This is a genomic window from Pseudomonas sp. PICF6 (assembly GCF_009831705.1).
Classification (GTDB): Bacteria; Pseudomonadota; Gammaproteobacteria; order Pseudomonadales; family Pseudomonadaceae; genus Aquipseudomonas; species Aquipseudomonas rhizophila.
In genome coordinates this window covers 493,123-513,498 of record NZ_WUUD01000013.1, presented here as the reverse complement: position 1 = coordinate 513,498, position 20,376 = coordinate 493,123, and the positions used below count along the sequence as shown (strand labels likewise).

Sequence of the window (20,376 nt, the reverse complement as noted above, 5' to 3'; positions counted from 1 at the left end):
ACCGCCGATGGCGAACGCCTCGGCGCTTTGCCTGAACCCCAGGTGTCGATAGAACCCATGGCTGCTGCGCGTGCTGTTGAGGGTCGCCTGGACGACCCCGCGACCGCGCAACCACGCCTCGATGTCCCGTACCAGCGCTCGCCCGGCACCGCGGCGAAACCATTCCGGTTGCACATAGCAGAACGCGATCCGGCCTGAAACCGAGGCCATGGCGGTGCCCACCAGCCGCCCCTGCAAACGCGCCAGGGTCAGGCGCAACCTTGGGTCGAGCAGTAAGGGCTGTAGGTGAGCGAGGGTGTTGTGGCGTATCCAGGCTGCCACGATGCGCGGGTCGTTACGGTGTTCGGCGGCACATCCGAGGCGGATGGAGCGTTCGGCGATCCGGCTGATGATGCCGGCATCGCTGGGGGTGGCGGTGCTGATTTCAATGAGTGGTTCCATGGCGCGGTGTTCCTCAGTCCTTGAGTCGAGCTGAGAAAAACATAGACCCGGATGAGGTGGGTGCGCTAATGGGAAGTTGTAGCTTCAAGCTTCAAGCTTCAAGCGGTCCATCTTGTAGCTTGTAGCTTGTAGCTTGAAGCTGCCCACTAGCCCCCCCTCACCGGCATCGTCAATTCAACCCGCAATCCGTCCGGACGGCTGTCGAAATGCAGACCGCAACCACAACGCTGGACGATGGCCTGGACAATCGCCAACCCCAGTCCGCAGCCGGTGCTCTGGCCATTGCGCCAGAAGCGCTGGGTCAGGTACTGGATATCGTCGGCGTCAATGCCGGGACCATGATCGCGAACCTGGAAGCGTACACGCTGGCCAATCATTTCCAGGCTCAATTGCACCTCGGTCCCGTCCGGCGTATGCCGCAAGGCGTTGTCCAGCAGATTGCGCAAGGCGGCGATGGAAAGCACCGCCGGCATTTGCACCGGCGCGTCGGACACCCCGGGTGCCAAGTGCAGCTTGATCCGCTGGGGAGCGCCGCCGGTCGCATCCTGGATCGCCAGTCGCGCCACTTGCTCGGCGTTGCATTGCACGCCATCGTCGAACGACAGGCTGCCCTCGACCCGGGCCAGCAGCAACAACTGTTCGAGGGTACGGTGCAAGCGGTCGGCGCCCTCCTCGGCCCGGGCCAGGGACTGATCGCGGGCGACGCCTTCGGTCATGCGCGCCACTTGCAGGTGAGTCTTGATAGCCGTCAACGGGCTGCGCAGCTCATGGGCGGCATCGCCGGTCAGCCGGCGCTCGCGCTCAATGGTCTTGCCGATACGCTGGAACAGCTGGTTCTGGGTCTCCAGCAACGGCCGCAGCTCACTGGGCAGCGGATGGATCTGCAGAGGCTCCAGGGAGTCGGCATTGCGTCGCATCAATGCATCGCGCATGCGATTGAGCGGTGCCAGGCCCTGGCCGATGCCCAGCCATAACAGGCACAGGCAGCCCAGCAGCGCCACGCCGACCGGTACCGAGGCCGCCAACAGCACCGACATGTTCAAGGCTTCGCGTTCGATCTGGCGGTCGGCGGTGGTGATGCGCAAATCCCCTCGGGCCAGGGTGAAACTGCGCCAGGGCGCGCCGTCGATCATCTGGTCGTGAAAGCCCAGCTTCTCGGCTTCCAGGGTTTGGTCTGGGGTGCCATGGCTGCGGGCCAGGATCTCCCCCCGCAAGGAGCTGACCTGGCAAGCCATGCCCCCCGGAATGCTCACCTGCTCGGTTTTCAGGTGCGTGCCTTCCCCTTTGCTGGGCAATGGCATCTGTTCCAGCAGCCCGGCGACCATCCGCGCCGAAGCCACCAGCCGCTGGTCAAGGGAAAACATCATCTGGTTGCGCAGATCACTGAGCATCCACGCCGCCGCCAGGGCCCAGATCAGGGCGAAGGCCGCGCCGAGGGTCAGACTCAGGCGCAATCGCAGGCTCATCACTTGGAGGACTCCCCGTCGTCGGCCGGCCCCAGCCGATAACCCAGCCCGCGGACCGTCTCGACAATGCCATTGCCGAGCTTGCGCCGCAGGTGATGGATATGGACGTTGAGGGCGTTGCTTTCCAGTTCGTCATTGAACCCGTAGACGCTGTCCTTGAGTTGCTCGGTGGACAGGACCCGACCGCGACTGTGCAACAGCGCCTGCAGCAATGACTGCTCACGCCGGGAAAGGTCCACCGGCTGTCCGCCGAGGGTGGTTTCCCGGCTGCTGGGGTCGTAGGTCAGGCGACCGTGCTCGATCAGATTGACGCTGCGCCCCGCCACGCGCCGTAGCAAGGTGTGCAGGCGCGCCGCGAGTTCACGCAGATCAAAGGGTTTGAGCAGATAATCATCGGCACCGGCCTGCAAGCCGTCGACCCGGTCGGTCACCGAGTCCCGGGCGGTGAGGATCAGCACCGGTATTTCCAGACCTTGCTGGCGCAATTGGCGCAACAATTTAAGGCCGTCCTCGTCGGGCAGCCCCAGGTCCAGCACCATGACGTCGAACCGGGCCACGCCGACCATCGCCCGCGCCGCCGACGCCGTGGCGACGTGTTCGACGGTCAGGCCCTGGGCCGTGAGCCCGGCGACGATCCCGCTGGCGATCAACTCATCGTCTTCGCAGACCAGTACGTGCATGGTAAGCCCCGTGGAAAAAGGTACATTAGGCCGCCGGCCGATTAAGCCGACATTATGCGACGAGTACGGCAAACATGGGCGATCATTGCTACCTGCCGATCGTCGCCGGGTTAATCGACGGTTAATCGCCAGTCGCCATCGTGCATTCCACTTGCTCCGTTCTAAGGCTTTATCCATGCGTCGATTGTTTTTGCTGTGGCTGCTCCTGATCTCGGGCCTGGCCCAGGCCGCCAATCCCTTCGAGACCAAAACCGATTTCCTGCCGGTGGAAAAGGCCTTCGTGTTTACCTCCGAACGCCTGGACTCCGGTGAAACCCAGTTGTTCTGGCAGATTGCCGACGGCTACTACCTGTATCAGCAGCGACTCAAATTCGACGGTCTTGCCGAGGCGCAAAAGCCGAAGTTGCCGGAGGGTGAAGCCCATAGCGACGAGTTTTTCGGCGATCAACAGGTTTATCGCCAGGCGCTGGAACTAAAGATTCCCGCCGGTGCCACCGGCAAGATCAAGGTCGGCTTCCAGGGCTGCGCCGACGCGGGCTTGTGTTATCCGCCCCAGACCCAGGTGGTGGACCTGGGTGGCACTGCACCAGCGGTTGCCAATGGTGAGGCGCCGGACCAGGCCTTGGCCAGCGGCCTGCAGCAACGGGCCTTGGGCTGGAGCCTGCTGGTGTTCTTTGGCCTGGGCCTGTTGCTGGCGTTTACGCCGTGCTCGCTGCCCATGTTGCCGATCCTGGCCGGGGTGGTGGTGGGCAGCGGCGCCAGCCCTCGGCGTGGATTGGCATTGGCCATCAGCTACGTGATCAGCATGGCCCTGGTGTATGCCGCCATGGGCGTAATCGCCGCGCTGCTGGGGGCCAACCTTCAGGCACTGCTGCAACAACCGTGGCTGCTGGGCACTTTCGCGGCGATCTTCGTGGTGCTGGCGCTACCGATGTTCGGTTTCTTCGAATTGCAGTTACCGGCCGCCCTGCGCGACCGCCTGGAAAGTGCCGGACGCCAGCGCCGCGGCGGCAGCCTGGTGGGCGCCGGTATTCTCGGAGCCTTGTCCGGCCTGTTGGTGGGCCCGTGCATGACTGCCCCGCTGGCCGGTGCGCTGCTGTACATCGCCCAAAGCGGCAATGCGTTGCACGGCGGGCTGATCCTGTTCGCCATGGGCGTGGGCATTGGCCTGCCGCTGTTGCTATTGGTGACCGTGGGCAATCGTTTCCTGCCCAAACCCGGCGCCTGGATGAATGTGCTCAAGGGCGTGTTCGGTTTCCTGTTCCTGGGCACCGCGATCCTCATGATCCGCCCGGTCATCGACGGCTCGCTGTGGATCGGCCTGTGGGGCACGCTCTTGTTGATTGCCGCCTATAGCGCCTGGCGGCAGACCGAAGGTTTCGGTCGCACAGCCTATGTATGCGGCAGCGCGTCGCTGCTGTTCGGTCTGTGGGGCAGCCTGCTGGTGATCGGCGCGGCGGGTGGCGGCGATGATTTCTTCCAGCCCCTGGAGGTCTATGCAGGCACCTCGGAAAGCTCGGCCGTCAGCACCCATGATGCCTTTATCACGGTCAGCGAGCCTGCCGCCCTGCAGCGGGAACTGGATGCGGCCAAGGCCCAGGGCCAATGGGTCTTGCTGGACTACTACGCCGACTGGTGCGTGTCCTGCAAGATCATGGAAAAACAGGTGTTCGGCCGCGCCGATGTGCTGGACGCCTTGAAAGACGTACGTCTGGTGCGTCTGGACGTCACCGCCGACAATGCCGCCAGTCGCGAACTGCTGGGCCGCTATCAAGTGCCGGGGCCACCGAGCCTGCTGTGGATTGGCGCCGACGGTCAAGAGCGGCGCAGCCAGCGGATCACCGGGGAAGTCAATGCCAAGGAATTCCTGGAGCACTGGAACATGACTCGGAACGCGCGCTGATGCTGACGTTTACCCTCGGCACCTTTGCCATTGCGCTTAACCATCTATTGCTGATCAGCGCGTTGGCACTGGCGACCCTGGTAGGCTGGCGAGTAGCCAAGCGCGGTGGCGAAAACCCGGAATCGGTGCTGTTCGTGCTGTTTTTGCTGGGGCTTCTGGCCGCACGGATCGGCTTCGTCGCCGCCTACTGGAACCATTACCAGGATGACCTGTGGCAGATCGTCGACCTGCGCGACGGCGGTTTTCTGGCCTGGCCGGGGATCGTCGCGCTGGTGATTGGCGCGTTGCTGTGGGGCCGGCACCGACCGGCCTTGCGCCGGCCGTTGGGTTTCGGCGTGGGCAGCGGCCTGTTGTTCTGGCTGGTGGCGACGATGTCGTTGACGATCTATGAACAAGGTACCCGACTGCCGGAAATCAATCTGCGTAACGCCAACGGCGAGACGGTGAAACTCACCGATTATCAGGGCGGGCCCCTGGTGATCAACCTCTGGGCCACCTGGTGCCCACCCTGCCGGCGCGAAATGCCCGTGCTGGAAGAGGCCCAGCAGCAGCGCCCGGACCTGACGTTCCTGTTCGTCAACCAGGCCGAAAGCATGCAAAGCGTCAGCACTTATCTGGCCACCCAGGGCTTGAGCCTGGACAACGTGCTGTTTGATGGCAGCGGTCGCCTCGGTCAAGCCGTCGGTTCCATGGCACTGCCAACCACCTTGTTCTACAGCGCCGACGGCCGCCTGCTGGACAGTCACTTGGGCGAATTGTCAGAAGCGAGCCTGGCCCGCGCCCTGGAGAACTTCGAAACGCCGGATTCAACCTCGGCTCCCCACTCCGCCACAAGGAAACCCTCATGCCCCGCCTCCGCCACTTGCTGACCCTGGCCGTCGCCGCCACGCTGTCGCAGGCACCGCTGCTGCACGCCGAAGAACTGCCCGCGGCCATCAAGAAAATCGAAGCCAAGGGCGCGAAAATCGTCGGCACGTTCGAGGCGCCGGACGGATTGCGCGGTTACGCGGCGCAATACCAGAACCGTGGGATGGCGCTGTACCTGACACCCGATGGCCAGCATGTCTTGCTGGGCAACCTGTACGACGCCGACGGCAAGGACCTGAGCGCCGAGCCGCTGCAAAAGCTGGTCTATGCCCCAATGGCCAAGGCCATCTGGGGGAAGATGGAAGCGAGCAACTGGATCGCCGACGGCAGCAAGGACGCGCCGCGCACCGTCTATCTGTTCAGTGACCCGAACTGCCCGTACTGCAACATGTTCTGGGAACAGGCACGGCCATGGGTCAAAGCCGGCAAGGTGCAGTTACGCCACATCATGGTGGGCATCATCCGTGAAGACAGCCCAGGAAAATCCGCCGCATTGCTGGCGGCCAAGGACCCTGAGCAGGCCTTGGAAACCCACGAGAAGGCCGGCAAGGGCAGCGCGCTCAAACCCCTCAAAAACATACCGCCGGCCATCCAGGCAAAACTGGACGCCAACCTGCAGTTGATGGAAGAACTGGAACTGTCCGCCACCCCGGCGATTTTCTACCTGGATGACAAGGGCGAACTGCAACAGCAGCAAGGCGCACCGGCGCCGGACAAGCTGGTGAAGATTCTCGGGCCGAAGTGAGATCGACCTAGAGGGCCTCATCGCGAGCAGGCTCGCTCCCACAGGGGATGTGTGGCGACGACAAAATCAGCGTCAGGCACAGATCAAAATGTGAGAGCGAGCCTGCTCGCGATGGCGTCAGGTCAGCTGCGCAGAAACTCCAGCAAGGCACGGGTGACGAATTCCGGGTTTTCCAGGTTGGAGATATGCCCTGCCTCTGGAATCAGCACATGCGGGCAGCCGATCAGCTCAGCCATTTCCAGCGCCTCGGACGGTGGTCGCGGTTTGTCCTGGTCGCCGCACATCACCAGGGTGCGCGTGGCGTCGAGCTCAGGCAGGCGCGGCAGGATATCGTCCCGACCAAAAATGATCCGTCCCAACGGCACGATACTGTCGCGCAGGCGGTCGGTCGGCAGTGCGGCCAGTGTGGCGCGAAACTGCTGGTAGAGCGCTGACTGCGGATCAATGCCCGGCCGGAAAAAGATCGGCACGACAATGTCCAGCAACGGCTCGGGGATGCTGCCGCTGGCTTCGATCTTGTCGAACAGCGAAAAGTAATACTGGCGAGTCGGTTCAGGTTCGACCCCCACGTAAGTATCCATCAACACCAACGCCTCAAGCCGCTTGGGCGCCATCAGCGCCAGCCGTGCGCCCCACATCCCGCCCACCGAAAGCCCCACCAGACTGAAGCAATCGACCTCCAGATGATCCATCAACGCCAGTGCCTGGCGAGCCAGATCGTCCAGGGACGTCATGCCCTCAGGCAAACGCCCGGACTGGCCGTGGCCCCAAAGGTCCAGGGCGATCACCCGGTAATGCCGGGACAGTGCCTCGATCTGCGGCGCCCACATGGTGTGATCCCACAGGTAGCTGCTGCCCAGCAGCACCACCGGGCCCTGGCCTTGGTCCAGGTAGTGAAGTGATTGCCCATCAAGGGTTGCAAAAGGCATTGAGACCTCCTTGTGTTGAATGGAGAAAAAGCCTTGGGAGACTGAGCCGTACGGGGCGAGGCGTCAACCGTGGGCTTTGCGGTGTTAGTAATGACGCCATCGCGAGCAGGCTCGCTCCCACCGGGGATTTGCGTCGATCACAAATCCATTGTGGGAGCGAGCCTGCTCGCGATGAGGCCTCTTATAGACGCCGCAGAACTACAATCCTTCCAATTGCGCCATCAAATCATTCAACCGATCCACCTTCTCCTCGGTGATTTCACTCGCCGCCAGCCCATCGATGTATTCGGCCAGTTCCTGCACCGTGCTGCACTCGAACATCGCCCGCAGCGGCACATTGCGTTGCAGGGCCTTTTGCACCCGCGAAGCGATTTGCGTCGCCAGTAACGAGTGGCCGCCCAGTTCGAAGAAATTGTCTCGCACCCCCACCCGCTCGACCTTGAGCACCTGGGCCCAGATGTCCGCCAGGGTCTGCTCCAGCTCATTGCCTGGCGCCTGGTAATCCTGGCGGTGCAACTGGCCGATTTCCAAGGCCGGCAAGGCGTTGCGGTCGAGTTTGCCGTTGGCGTTGAGGGGCAAGCGCTCAAGCCACAGCCAGTGCAGCGGTACCATGTATTCCGGCAGTTCGGCGCGCAGACGCTGCTTGATGCGTTCCAGGCGTTCGGTCGGCTTCAATGCCGAATCGGCGGCGACCAGATAGCCCACCAGATGCTTGCCGTTGGCGCCTTCCTGTACCCCCACCGCGCCATCGCGGACCTCGGGCTGTTCATGCAGGCGCGCTTCGATTTCCCCCAGCTCGATGCGGTAACCACGAATCTTCACCTGATGATCGATGCGTCCAACGTACTCCAGCACGCCGTCGCGACGCCGCCGCGCCAGGTCGCCAGTGCGGTACAAGCGCTCCCCTGGCGCACCGAACGGGTTGGGCACAAACACTGGGGCAGTGCGCAATGGGTCACTGACGTAACCGCGCCCTACCCCGGTGCCTGCCACGCACAACTCGCCCACCGCACCCAGCGGCACCAGGTCCAGCGCACCATCGAGCAAGTACAAACGGTTGTTGTCGGTGGGCGTACCAATCGGCAGGTAGCTGCCACGGGTCGAGGCCATGTCGACCCGGAAGAACGCCACGTCATCGGAGCATTCCGCCGGGCCATAGGCGTTAACCAGGCCAATGTCCGGGTAACGCAACAACCATTGATGGGCCAGCTCCGGCGGCATCGCTTCACCAGTGGGCAGCATCCAGCGCAGGCCGTCCAGGCCGATGCGGTCCTGGGCGAGCATGCCCTGGATCAGTGACGGCACGCTTTCCAGCACCGTGATGGCCTGGCGTTGCACATGCTCGAGCAGCCCTTGCGGGTCATGGGCGATAAGGTTGGGCACGATGTCCACCCGGGCGCCGAACAACGGCGCGGCGAGGAACTGCCACACGGAAATGTCGAAACTCTGGGAAGCGGTCTGGGCGATCACGTCAGTCTCGCTCAAGGCCAGGTACGGCACCTTGCTGAGCTGGTTGTTGAGCATGCCGCGTTGTTCCACCATGACGCCTTTGGGCAACCCGGTGGAGCCCGAGGTGTAGATCACGTACGCCAGGTTGTCCGGGCCGCTGTAGATGCCAGGGTTTTGCTGCGAAACATCGCTGGCCTGGATACTTTCCCACACCAGCAACTTCGGTCGCCCGGAACAGGCGAACTCGTCCAGCAGCGCCAGCGCCTGGGCATGACAGGCCTGGGTGCAGACCAGCAGCGGCGTGCGGCTCAGCTCAAGGATGCGGCTCAGACGCTGACTCGGCAGGCCCGGGTCCAGCGGCAGGTAACCGGCACCGGCCTTGAAGCTGCCGATGATCATGCCGAGCAGGTCCAGGTCGCGCTCGGCCAGCAACGCCACCGGTTGATCGAGGCCCACGCCCGACGCGATCAAGGCATGGCCGAGGCGGTTGCTCCGTGCATTCAACTCGGCGTAGCTGTACGTCCTGTCCAGGCAGGTGGCGGCCACCCGTTGCGGATGGGCCGCGACCCGGGCCTCGAACAGCTCGACGTAACTTTGCTCCAACGCATAGGCACGCTCGCTCTGGTTGCAGCCTTCGATCAGGAAGTCCTGCTCCTGGGCGCCAATCAGCGGCAGCTCGGCCATGTCACCGTGAAAACCTTCCATCAGTACCAGCAGCAAGCGCTTGAACTCACCCAGCAAGCCCTGGACAGTGGATTCATCGAAGTAACGCTGGTCGTAGGACAGATGCAACCCCAAGTCATCCCCCGGGTAGCAGACCGCCGTGAGCGGGAAGTTGGTGTGGGTGCGGCCCGAGTCAGAGGTGGCGTTGAGGCTTTGGGCGCGATCCAGCACCGAAACTTCCACCGGCGCGTTCTCAAACACGAACAGACTGTCAAACAACGGTTGGCCCTTGGGCAGTTCGCTGACTTCCTGGATGCTCACCAATGGCAGGTATTCGTACTCGCGCAGTTGCATGTTGCTGTCGAGCAACTCACTGAGCCATTGGCGCACACTGCAACGCTGATGATCGTCGGGCATCCGCACGCGCAAGGCGATGCTGTTGATGAACAGGCCGACGGTGCGTTGCATTTGCGGCAGTTCCACCGGGCGTCCGGCCACGGTGACGCCGAACAGCACGTCCCGATCGCCGCTCACCCGCCGCAGCACCAGCGCCCACGCGGCCTGGGCGAAGGTGTTGACCGTCAGTTGGTGAGCCTGGGCCAGTTCGCGCAACCGGGCACCGTCGTGGACATCGAGGCGGGTGTAGCAGTCACCGACAATCATGCCGCCGCTGTCACCGGCGTGTTCACGCAGCAACGGCCGGTCGGTGGGGATCGGCGTGGTCCGTTCGAAACCTTGCAGGTTGCGCGTCCACCATTGCCGCGCCTCGGCCAGACTCTGGTGTTGTAACCAGCCGATGTAATCGCGATAACGCGGCGGCTCGGCCAGTCGCGGTTCGCGGTGTTCGCCAAGGGCGGTGTAGATCTCGAAGAAATCCTCCATCAGCAACGAACGGCACCAGGCATCGATCAGGATGTGGTGGTTGCTCATCATGAACCAGTAACGCGCCGCGCCAACCCGGATCAGGCGCAAGTGGAACGGGGCCTGGTTCAACAGATCGAAACCGGCCTCGCGCTCGTGCTTGAGCAACGCCTGGAGTTTGGCGTCCTGCTGATCCTCGGGCACTTCACACCAGTCCAGATAATCCACTGGCGTGCTGCCAGGCTTGTGGATGATTTGCAGCATTTCTTCGCCGACATTCCAGCAGAACGACGCGCGCAAGGCTTCATGACGAGCGATCACGGCTTGCCAGGCTTGAGCGAAACGTTGCCGATCCAGTTCGCTGTTGATGCGGTAGCGGTCCTGCATGTAGTACAGGCCCGTGCCTGGCTCCAGCAATGTGTGCAGCAGCATGCCCTCCTGCATCGGCGTCAGCGGGTAGACATCTTCGATCTGCGCGGCCGGCACCGGCAGGCTGTCGAGTTGGGCCTGGGTCAGTTTCGCCAGGGGGAAGTCCGAGGGCGTCAGGCCGCCCGCCGCGTCCGTCAGGCAATGTTCGATCAGGCCCTGCAGCTCATCGAGGTAGGCATCGGCCAGCGCAGCGATGGCCTGGCGGTCGTGCCGCTCAGCGCTGAACGTCCAGCGCAGCACCAGCTCGCCGCCGCTGACCTGACTGTCGACACTCAGCTCGTTGGGCAGCGGCGCATCGGGGTCGTGGATCGGCCCCAACGCAGCGTCCAGCGGCTGGAACAGCGCGTCGTGGCCCAGGGTCTGATCGAGCTGCCCCAGGTAGTTGAAGGTGATCGCCGCGTGCGGCAGGCCGGCCATCGCCTGGCGCGTCGCGGCGTCAGCCAGGTAGCGCAACACGCCGTAACCGAGGCCCTTGTGAGGCACCGCGCGCAGTTGTTCCTTGATGGCCTTGATCGAGGTGCCGAAGTCGTCACCCGCCGGGCTCAGGCGCAATGGATAAACGCTGGTGAACCAACCCACCGTACGAGTCAGGTCGATGTCATCGAACAGCGCCTCACGGCCGTGCCCTTCGAGCTGGATCAGCGCCGATTCGTGGCCGCTCCAGCGACACAGCACCCGGGCCAGGGCGGTGAGCAGCAGGTCGTTGACCTGGGTGCGGTAGGCCCGCGGTGCCTGTTGCAACAGTTGCCCGGTGCGCTCGGCGTCCAGGCGCACGCTGACGGTTTCGGCGTGACGTTCCTCAAGCCCGCCGTCAGGATGGGCGCAGGGCAGCGCCACATCCGGGCCGCTCAACCGCGCTTGCCACCAACCCAGTTCCTCGCGCAGCGACTCGCTGCCGGCGTAGGCCTGCAAGCGTGCGGCCCAATCCCGGAACGGGCTGGTCTTGGCCGGCAGGTCTGCGGTTTGCCCGGCACTGATCTGGCGGTAGAGCGTTTGCAGGTCATCCATCAATACCCGCCACGACACACCATCAACGACCAGGTGATGGATCACGATTAGCAGACGTTGGCGGCCATCGGGCAACTGCGCCAACACCGCGCGCAGCAAAGGCCCGCTCGACAGATTCAGGCTGCGCTGCGTCTGGGCAAACACCGTTTCACAGGCCTGCTCACTCTCCACGTCCACCTGCCGCAACAGCGCCGCTTCGGACAATGGTCGGTGCTCGGCGCGCCAATGCCCGGCCATTTCGGCAAAGCCCAGGCGCAACGCATCGTGCTGTTGGAAAACGCTGCGCAATGCCTGTTCCAGCACGGAGGGTTGCAGGGTGATGGCCGGCTCCAGCAACAACGCCTGGTTCCAGTGGTGACGGTTGGCAATCCTGCTATCGAAGAACCAATGCTGGATCGGCGTCAGCGCCGACTCACCGGCGAGCAGCCCCTGCTCAGCGCTCACTGACTGACTGTGGCTGGCGACACAGGCCAGGGCCTGCACGGTCTGGTGCTGGAACAGGTCGCGGGGCGTGAAGTGAATGCCCTGTTGCCGGGCACGGCTGACGACCTGGATGGACAGGATCGAGTCGCCGCCCAGTTCGAAGAAGTTGTCGTTCAGGCCGACCTGCTTCACGTTCAGTACGTCGCACCAGATCGCCGCCAGGGCCTGCTCCAGGGCACTGCTAGGTGCCAGGTAATGTTGGCGATTGAGCTCAGGATCCGGCATTGGCAAGGCACGCCGGTCGAGCTTGCCATTGGCGGTCAGCGGCATGCTCGCCAGCAGGATCAGGTGGGTGGGCACCATGTAGTCCGGCAGTTGAGCCTTGAGGTGATTTTTCAGCGCTTCGCGCAGGGCCGCTTGTTGCTCGGTGTCCTGTTCAACGACGTCGGTCACCAGGTAGCCGGCCAGTTGCTTGCCGCCTGGCAGATCGAGCGCCAATACCACCGCCTCGCGCACGGCGTCATGTTCCAGCAGGCGGCTTTCGATTTCCCCCAGTTCGATGCGGAAACCGCGGATCTTCACCTGATGGTCGATCCGTCCCAAATACTCCACCTGACCATCGACGCGCTGGCGCACCAGGTCACCGGTGCGGTACAGCCGTCCACCATCGGCGGCAAACGGATCGGCGACGAAGCGTTCGGCGGTCATGCCCGGACGCTGGTGATAGCCCTGGGCCAATCCCGCGCCGCCGACGTACAACTCCCCGGTGGCGCCTTGGGGCACCAGGGCCATGTCGGCATCGAGGATATAGGCCACCCGCGCGCCGATCACGCTGCCAATCGGCACACTCGCCGCGCCCTCTTCCAGTTGCTCAGGGGCCAGGCTCGCCAGTGGCATGACCACGGTTTCGGTCGGGCCATAGGCGTTGAAGAACAGGCTCGGCTTGAACGCCGCCCGGATGCGTTGCAAATGCTCGCCGGTCAGGGCTTCGCCACCGGTGATGCATATGCGCACCGGCAGGGTTTGTCCCTGGGTCGCCAGCCATTGCGCCAACTGGCTGCCGTAGCTGGGGGTGAAGCCGAGGATGTTGATGCGCTGTTCGCGAATCAGCCCGCAGATCTGTTCGGCGTCCCACTGCCCTTGTGCGCGCAGCACCACCTGGGCACCGCTGAGCAGCGGCACCAGCAGGCGCTCGGTGGCGGCGTCGAAGTTGATGGAATAGAAATGCAGCTCGCAATCGTCCGGGCGCATGCCGAAACGCTGGATCACCGCCTTGCAGTGCATGGCGATTTCACCGTGGGACACCACCACGCCCTTGGGCTTGCCAGTGGAACCTGAGGTGTAGATCAGGTAGGCCTGATGCTGCGGCAGGTTGATCAGCGGCGGTGCCTGGTCCGGGTAGCCGGCCAGGGCCGGGCTATCGTCCTCCAGGCACCAGCCCTCTACACCGGCCGGCAATGGGCCCAGGGCCTGGAACATCGCCCGGTCGCTGAGCAGCAGACCGAGGCCACTGTCTTGGATCATGTAATGCAAACGGTCCAGCGGGTATTCCGGGTCCAGCGGCACGTAGGCGCCGCCGGCCTTGAGGATCGCCAACAGGCCAACGACCATCTCCAGCGACCGTTCCAGGGCCAGGCCCACCCGCACCTGCGGCCCGACGCCGCGCTCGCGCAGCATCCAGGCCAGGCGGTTGGCACGGCGTTCGAGTTCGGCGTAAGTCAGGGTCTGCCCGGCAAAGGTCAGGGCCGGTGCGTCGGGGCGCGCCAGGGCCTGTTCGCTGAACAGTTGATGGATGCATTGATCCAGGCGGTGTTCGCCGGGTTCGACGCCGAGGCTGTCGAGCATCTGTTGCTGCTCGCGGGCATCGAGCAACGGCAATTCGCTTAGCCGCTGGGTTGGATCGGCCAGCAGTGCCTCCAGCAGATTGCGCCAGTGTCCGGCCATGCGGGCGATGCGCGGTTCGTCGAACAGGTCGGTGCTGTAGGTCAGGCAGCAACCCAGGCGATGGTCCAGGTCGGTGACTTCCAGATTCAGGTCGAACTTGGTGGCCCGGGCATCGTTGGCCAGGTATTCGACGCTCATCCCGGCCAGCGTGCGGCTCTGCTGGAACTCCCAGCGCTGCACGTTGCACATCACCTGGAACAGCGGGTTGTACGCGGCACTGCGCGGTGGTTGCAGGGCTTCGACCAGATGATCGAACGGCAAATCCTGATGGGACTGGCCTTCGATCACCGTCTGACGCACCTGCTCGAACAACTCAGCCACCGACATTTGCCCGTCGAGCCGGCAGCGCAGCACCTGGGTATTGAGGAACGCACCGATCAGCCCTTCGCTTTCCGGACGGATGCGGTTGGCCACCGGCGCGCCGATGCGCAGGTCGGTCTGGCCGCTGTAGCGATAAAGCAGCACGGCCAGGGCGGCGGTCATGGTCATGAACAGGGTTAAGCCCTGTTGCGCGTTGAAGGCGCGGACTCGGGCGGCGAGATCATCACTGAGGTCGAATCGGAACAATTCACCGCGATGGCTTTGCACCAGCGGACGCGGACGGTCGCCCGGCAATTCGAGCAACGGGTGTTCGCGACCCAGTTGTGTGGTCCAGTAGTCCAGTTGCCGTTGACGCTCGCCAGACTCCAGCCACTGGCGCTGCCAGACGCTGTAGTCCAGGTACTGCACCGGCAAGGGTTCCAGTGGCGATTCACGGTCGTCGATAAAGGCTTCGTACAGCGCACTCAGTTCCCGGGCAAAAATATCCATTGCCCAGCCTTCGGTGACGATGTGGTGCAGGGTCAGCACCAGGTAATGTTCCTGCTCGGCGGTCTTGACCAGACAGACCCGCAGCAATGGCCCGGTTTCCAGGTCGAAGGGTTTGTGGGCTTCGCTGTCGGCCAGTTGCTGCACCCGCTGTTGGCGAATATCGACGGCCAACGTCGAGAAATCTTGCCAGTCCATGCGCAGGCCGGTGTTGGCGTGCACCTGTTGCCGGGGCACGCCATCGACGCTGGGGAAAGTGGTGCGCAGGGTTTCATGGCGCAGGACCAACGCCTGCAACGCCGCCTCGAAACGCCCGACATCCAGCACCCCGCGCAACCGCGCCATGCCGCCGACGTTGTAGGCCGGGCTGTCGGGCTCCATTTGCCAGAGGAACCACATGCGCTGCTGGGAATAAGACAACGGCACCGGTTGGCTGCGATCGACCTTCTCGATCGGCGGTTGCCGGTTGGTCTGGCCGCTGGCCTTTATCAAGCGCACCTGTTCGGCGAACGCACCCAACTCGCTGGCCTCGAACAAGGTGCGCAACGGCAGCTCGATATCGCAGGCCTGGCGGGTGCGGGAAATGATCTGGGTCGCCAGCAGCGAATGACCGCCCAGTGCAAAAAAGTCGTCCCGCAGACCGATGCGGTCGAGCCCCAGCACGTCGCGCCAAATGCCAGCGACCTGCTGCTCGAGGGCACTGACCGGCTCGACGTGTTCACGTACTTGCCAGTGCGGTTCGGGCAAGGCACGCCGGTCGAGTTTGCCGCTGGGGCTCAGGGGCATGGCGTCCAGGCGCAGCAATTGCGCGGGCACCATGTAGTCCGGCAGTTCGGCGGCCAGGGCGGCGTTGAGTCGGGCGTTTTGGAGGTCCTGATCTTGCCCGACATCGCAAGCGGTGTAATAGCCGATCAGTTGCGGGCCGGCCGAGGTCTCGCGTACCAGCACCGCCACTTGGGCCACGCCGTCCTGGGCCAGCAGCCGCGCTTCGATTTCCTGTGGTTCGACCCTGAAGCCGCGCAGCTTGACCTGTTGGTCGAGACGGCCAAGGTATTCGATCACGCCATCGGCGCTCCAGCGCACCCGGTCACCGCTGCGATACAACCGCGTGCCCGCCACGCCCAGCGGGTCGGCGATAAAGCGCTCGGCGCTCAAACCCGGACGCCCGAGGTAACCCCGCGCCAGCCCCAGGCCGCCGATACACAATTCACCCGGCACACCGGCGGGCACGGGGTTGAGTTCACTGTCGAGCACGCGGCACACCACATTGCCCAGCGGCCGGCCGATGGGCGAGCGCTCGCCGTCGGCGACGCTGCAATGCCAGTGGGTGACGTTGATGGCGGTTTCGGTCGGGCCATAACGGTTGTGCAATTGCGCCGACGGCAGCTGCGCCAGCACGCGGTTGCGCAGTTCGGCCGGCAAGGCCTCACCGCCACAGAAGACCCGGCGCAGGCTGGTGCAGCGGGCGCTCAGGGGCTCGTCGATAAACAGGCTGAGCAGCGGCGGCACGAAGTGCAGCGTGGTCACGCCAAATTGTTGGACCAACTGCGCGATGCGGTGCGGGTCACGGTGTTCGCCAGGGCCGGCCAGCACCAGTTGGCAACCGGTGATCAGCGGCCAGAAACACTCCCACACCGACACGTCGAAACTGATCGGTGCCTTTTGCATCAGCACGTCGGTTTCGTCCAGCCCGTAAGTGTCCTGCATCCATTGCAGACGCTCAGCCAGGGCGCCATGGGTGTTGCCGACGCCTTTGGGTTGGCCGGTGGAACCGGACGTGTAAATCACGTAGGCCAGGTGATCGCCATCCAGGTGCAAGCCCGGCGGGTTGCTCGGCCATTGCTCCAGGTGCAAGGCATCCATGGCAATGACGCTGACGCCCTCGCAGAGGGGCAAGCGTTCCAGCAATGCAGTTTGCGTCAGCAACAGATCGACGCCGCTGTCCTTGAGCATGTAGGCCAAACGCTCGGCCGGGTAATCGGCATCCAGCGGCACGTAGGCGCCGCCGGCCTTGAGGATCGCCAGGACACCGATGAGCAACTGCGGCGAACGCTCGGCGGCAATCGCCACGCACACGTCCGGACCGACGCCTTTGTCGCGCAGGTAATGGGCCAGGCGATTGGCCTGGGTGTGCAGCTCGGCGTAATCCAGGCAGCCATCATCCCACAGCAGCGCAGTGCGTTGCGGCGTGCGCCGGGCCTGCTCGTTCAACAGCTCCGGTAGCCATTGGCCGGCCGGCGCGCACGGGGCCGCGCCCCACTGCTGCTGTTGGGTGTATTCATCGGCGCTCAATAACGGCACATCGCCGATGGCCTGCTGCGGATCGGCACAGACCGCGTGCAACAGGTTGCAGTAATGCATCGCCAACCGCGCAATGGTCGGCGCCTCGAACAGCTCGTCGGCGTAGTCGAACGACAGCGTCAGCCGGCCGTTGCGATCCTCTTCGCTGTGCAGTTGCAGGTCGAACTTGGCTTCGCGGCTGTGCCACGGCAACTCCTCGGCCAACAGCCCCGGCAAACGACGCAAGGCGCTCAGGTCTCGCTGTTGATGGTTGAACATCACCTGGAACAGACCTTGCTCGCGCGCCTGGGGGAACGCTTCGAGCAGTTGTTCGAACGGCAGGTCCTGATGGGCCTGGGCACCGAGCGTGGCCTCCCGGGCCTGGGCCAACAGCGCGGCAAACGGCTGGCGTGAATCGACCTGCCCGCGCAGCACCTGGGTATTGATGAAAAAGCCGATCAGCCCCTGGGTCTCCAGGCGTGGACGGTTGGCGTTGGGCACGCCGATGCGGATGTCGGACTGGCCGGTGTAACGCTGTAACAGCGCCTGGAAGGCCGCCAGCAACAGCATGAACGGGGTTGCATCGTGGGCCTGGGCCACTTGGCGCAAGGCATCGCCGAGACCTTTGTCCAGGCGCAGGCTATGGCGGGCGGCGCTGCGCTGGCGTTGCGCACTGCGAGGATGGTCCGTGCTCAGGGCGAGGGTCGGATGTTCGTCGCCCAGTTGCTGTTTCCAGTATGTCAGTTGCCGCTCGGCCTCCCCTTGAGCCAACCACTGGCGCTGCCAACTGCCGTAGTCGGCGTACTGCAACGGCAACGGCGCCAACGCGGCGACCTGCCCCTGGCATGCAGCAATGTACAACCGGGAAAACTCATCGATCAGTACGCTCATCGACCAGCCGTCGGCGATGATGTGGTGCAGCGTGACCAACAATTGGTGGTCCCCCTCATCGAGACGCAACAAGGTGACCCGCCACAGTGGGCCCTTCTGCAAATCGAACAGCAGCGCCGCTTCATCGTCACGCATCTGCCGCGCCTGGACTTCGCGCTGGTCGGCGGGCAGGTCGCTGAGGTCGATCACGCGCAGCTTGAACTCACCGGCCGGATCGACCTGTTGCAGGGCGACACCCTCGCGCTCCAGAAATCGTGTGCGCAGGGCTTCGTGGCGTTCGAGCAGTTGCTGGAAACTTGCCCGTAGTGCGTCTTCGTCCAACTCACCGCGAAGGTGCAAGCCGCCGGGGATGGTGTAGGCGCTGCTCGTCGGATCCAGTTGCCAGGTGATCCACAACCGATTCTGGGCAAGGGATTGCGGCAACGCTTCGTGGCGCGGCAACGGGCTGATCACGCCTTGGGCCTCGCCACCTACCTGTTGCTGATTCGCCACCGCTGCCGTGAACGCTGCGAGGGTCGGCGCTTCGAACAACAAGCGCAGATTCAGCGCCAGCCCCAGCCTTTCTTGCAGCCGCGCGACCACTTGAGTGGCGGCGATGGAGTTACCGCCCAACAGGAAGAAATGATCGTCGCCATGGACGTGTTCAATCTGCAACTGTTCGCACCAGACCTGGCCGATCAATGTTTGCAACGGCGATGACGAGCGGGCGTCAGGGCTTGCTTCAACCTCGACTGAAGGGAACTGCGCATAGCTGTCGAGACTGCCGTCGGCCCATCGGGTCCGGCACGCCGAGCGTTGCAACTTGCCGCTGGAGGTCTTGGGCAACGCGCCCGGATTGAGCAACACCACCACACTCGGCGCTTGCTGACAGGCTTCGGCCACCGCCTGGCGAATGGCTTTGATCAACGCTTCGGGTGGCAGGATCTTCTGCACGCTGCGGCTGATTTCCGCCGCGATACCGATGCCTTCCTCGCCGCCAGCGTCGACCGCGAACGCCGCCACCCGGCCCTTGCGCACGACGTCCACTTCCCGCTCGATGGTTTGCTCGATGTCCTGGGGGTAGAGGTTATGACCGCGCACAATCATCAGGTCCTTCAGGCGGCCGGTAATGAACAGCTCCCCCTCACGCAGGAAACCCAAGTCGCCGGTGCGCAGCCAGGTGCAGCCATCGTACTGGACGAATGTCTTGGCGCTGGCCTCAGGATTTCGCCAGTAACCATGCGCAATGCTCGGCCCGCAGGCCCAGACTTCGCCGACCCGGTTGTCGGTCAGCGGCTGCAACGTGTTGGGCTCGACGATCAGCACCGCATGTCCGGGCTGGCTCACGCCGCAACTCATCACTGTACTGCCCTGCCCTGGCTCGGCACGATGGTGCGCCAGTGCCGTGTCGTCCATTTGCAACGACGGGATGCCTTGACTGCGCGGTGTGCCCGCGACGAACAAGGTCGCTTCAGCCAGGCCATAGGACGCCATGAAACTGTCCGGTGTGAAGCCGCACGGCGCGAATTTCTCGGCAAAGCGTTCCAGGCTGTCGAGACGGATCGGCTCGGAGCCTGAATAAGCCACGCGCCAGCCGCTCAGGTCGAGGCGCTTGAGCGCCGACTCACTGACCCGCTCGCTGCACAGCCGATAGGCGAAGTCCGGGCCGCCGCTGATGGTGCCGCCGTATTCGCTGATCGCTTCCAGCCAGCGCAACGGCCGGGCCAAGAAGTATGCGGGCGACATCAGCACGCAGGGCACACCGCTGAAAACCGGCTGCAACAGGCCGCCGATCAGGCCCATGTCGTGGTACAGCGGTAGCCAACTGACGATCACGTCGTCAGGGTTCAGATCAATGCCGAAGCCGTGGCGGATCAATAATTCGTTGGCCACCAGGTTGCCATGGCTGACCTGCACCCCCTTGGGCAATGCGGTGGAGCCGGAGGTGTATTGCAGGAAAGCGATGTCATGGTCCTGCAGATTCGGTTGCAGCCATTGCCCGGCGCGGGCCGGATCAAGGTTATCGACGCACAGCACCGGCGGTGCCGACTCGATGGCTTGCAGCGGCTCGCGCAGATCGCTGCGGGTGAGCAACAGGCGCGGCTCGGCATCGGCAATGATCGACAGCAGGCGTTCCTGGTGGTGGCGACGGGCGGACTCCGGCGGATAGGCCGGCACCGCGATCACACCCGCGTACAGACAGCCAAAAAACGCCGCGACGTAGTCCGGGCCACTGGGAAACAGCAAAACCGCACGGTCACCAAACGCCGCCTCGGCCTGCAAGGCGGCGGCGATGGTCCGGGCACGCAGGTCCAGGTCGCGATAACTCAGTACAACACTTTGCTCCGGAACGTCGGCAAGGAAGCGCAAGGCCACACGATCCGGCGACAACGCGGCGCGGCGCTGAAGGGCATGAGCCAGGGTGCTGGGGAGTTCGAACGCGTCGGTCATGAGGTTTCCTGCCTGAAATTCGGCTTGCTAGTGGTATCTGGTGGCCTGCGGAATGCGGTTCGGCATCGGGACTGCCGCCCGAAACCTTCATCCCTGAGAACGGATACCGTCGGCAAATAATTAGTCAGCGGCCTCTTGATCCAGACCCGCCGGAAAGCAG

The 20,376-nt window shown here is 64.0% G+C and carries 8 protein-coding genes; 3 read left to right on the top strand and 5 right to left on the bottom strand.

The window, feature by feature from the left end:
• The 3 genes from GSM73_RS07340 to GSM73_RS07330 all read right to left on the bottom strand — a co-directional run.
• The coding region (locus GSM73_RS07340; protein WP_256676757.1) for a GNAT family N-acetyltransferase at positions 1-441 on the bottom strand (441 nt) is incomplete at its 3' end.
• A 146-nt stretch (positions 442-587) separates the two neighbouring features.
• Positions 588-1,910: an ATP-binding protein gene (locus tag GSM73_RS07335; RefSeq protein ID WP_160891971.1), complete on the bottom strand. Its 1,323-nt coding sequence runs from the start codon at positions 1,908-1,910 to the stop codon at positions 588-590.
• Positions 1,907-2,587 (bottom strand): response regulator, encoded by a 681-nt coding sequence (locus tag GSM73_RS07330; protein WP_047227135.1) that lies wholly within the window; start codon positions 2,585-2,587, stop codon positions 1,907-1,909. Before GSM73_RS07330 ends, GSM73_RS07335 begins: the two co-directional genes overlap by 4 nt.
• Before the next feature lie 175 nt (positions 2,588-2,762).
• On the opposite strand from GSM73_RS07330, the gene dsbD reads away from it, so the two are divergent.
• The 3 genes from dsbD to dsbG are packed head-to-tail and all read left to right on the top strand — an operon-like array spanning position 2,763 to position 6,102.
• Positions 2,763-4,490, top strand: coding sequence for a protein-disulfide reductase DsbD (gene dsbD / locus GSM73_RS07325; RefSeq protein ID WP_076385665.1), 1,728 nt, complete (start codon positions 2,763-2,765; stop codon positions 4,488-4,490).
• Positions 4,490-5,359: a TlpA disulfide reductase family protein gene (locus GSM73_RS07320; RefSeq protein ID WP_076385667.1), complete on the top strand. Its 870-nt coding sequence runs from the start codon at positions 4,490-4,492 to the stop codon at positions 5,357-5,359. Before dsbD ends, GSM73_RS07320 begins: the two co-directional genes overlap by 1 nt.
• The gene (gene dsbG / locus GSM73_RS07315; RefSeq protein ID WP_047227132.1) at positions 5,335-6,102 is read left to right on the top strand and encodes a thiol:disulfide interchange protein DsbG; all 768 of its coding nucleotides are present in this window, start codon (positions 5,335-5,337) and stop codon (positions 6,100-6,102) included. Before GSM73_RS07320 ends, dsbG begins: the two co-directional genes overlap by 25 nt.
• A gap of 122 nt (positions 6,103-6,224) precedes the next feature.
• Here the strand turns inward: dsbG and GSM73_RS07310 are convergent, their stop codons facing one another.
• Together GSM73_RS07310 and GSM73_RS07305 are read right to left on the bottom strand one after the other, a co-directional pair.
• A complete protein-coding gene (locus GSM73_RS07310; protein ID WP_047227131.1) occupies positions 6,225-7,031 on the bottom strand; it encodes an alpha/beta fold hydrolase in 807 nt (268 codons plus the stop codon).
• Positions 7,032-7,229: 198 nt separating this feature from the next.
• Positions 7,230-20,216: a non-ribosomal peptide synthetase gene (locus GSM73_RS07305; RefSeq protein ID WP_160891969.1), complete on the bottom strand. Its 12,987-nt coding sequence runs from the start codon at positions 20,214-20,216 to the stop codon at positions 7,230-7,232.
• Positions 20,217-20,376: the final 160 nt, after the last annotated feature.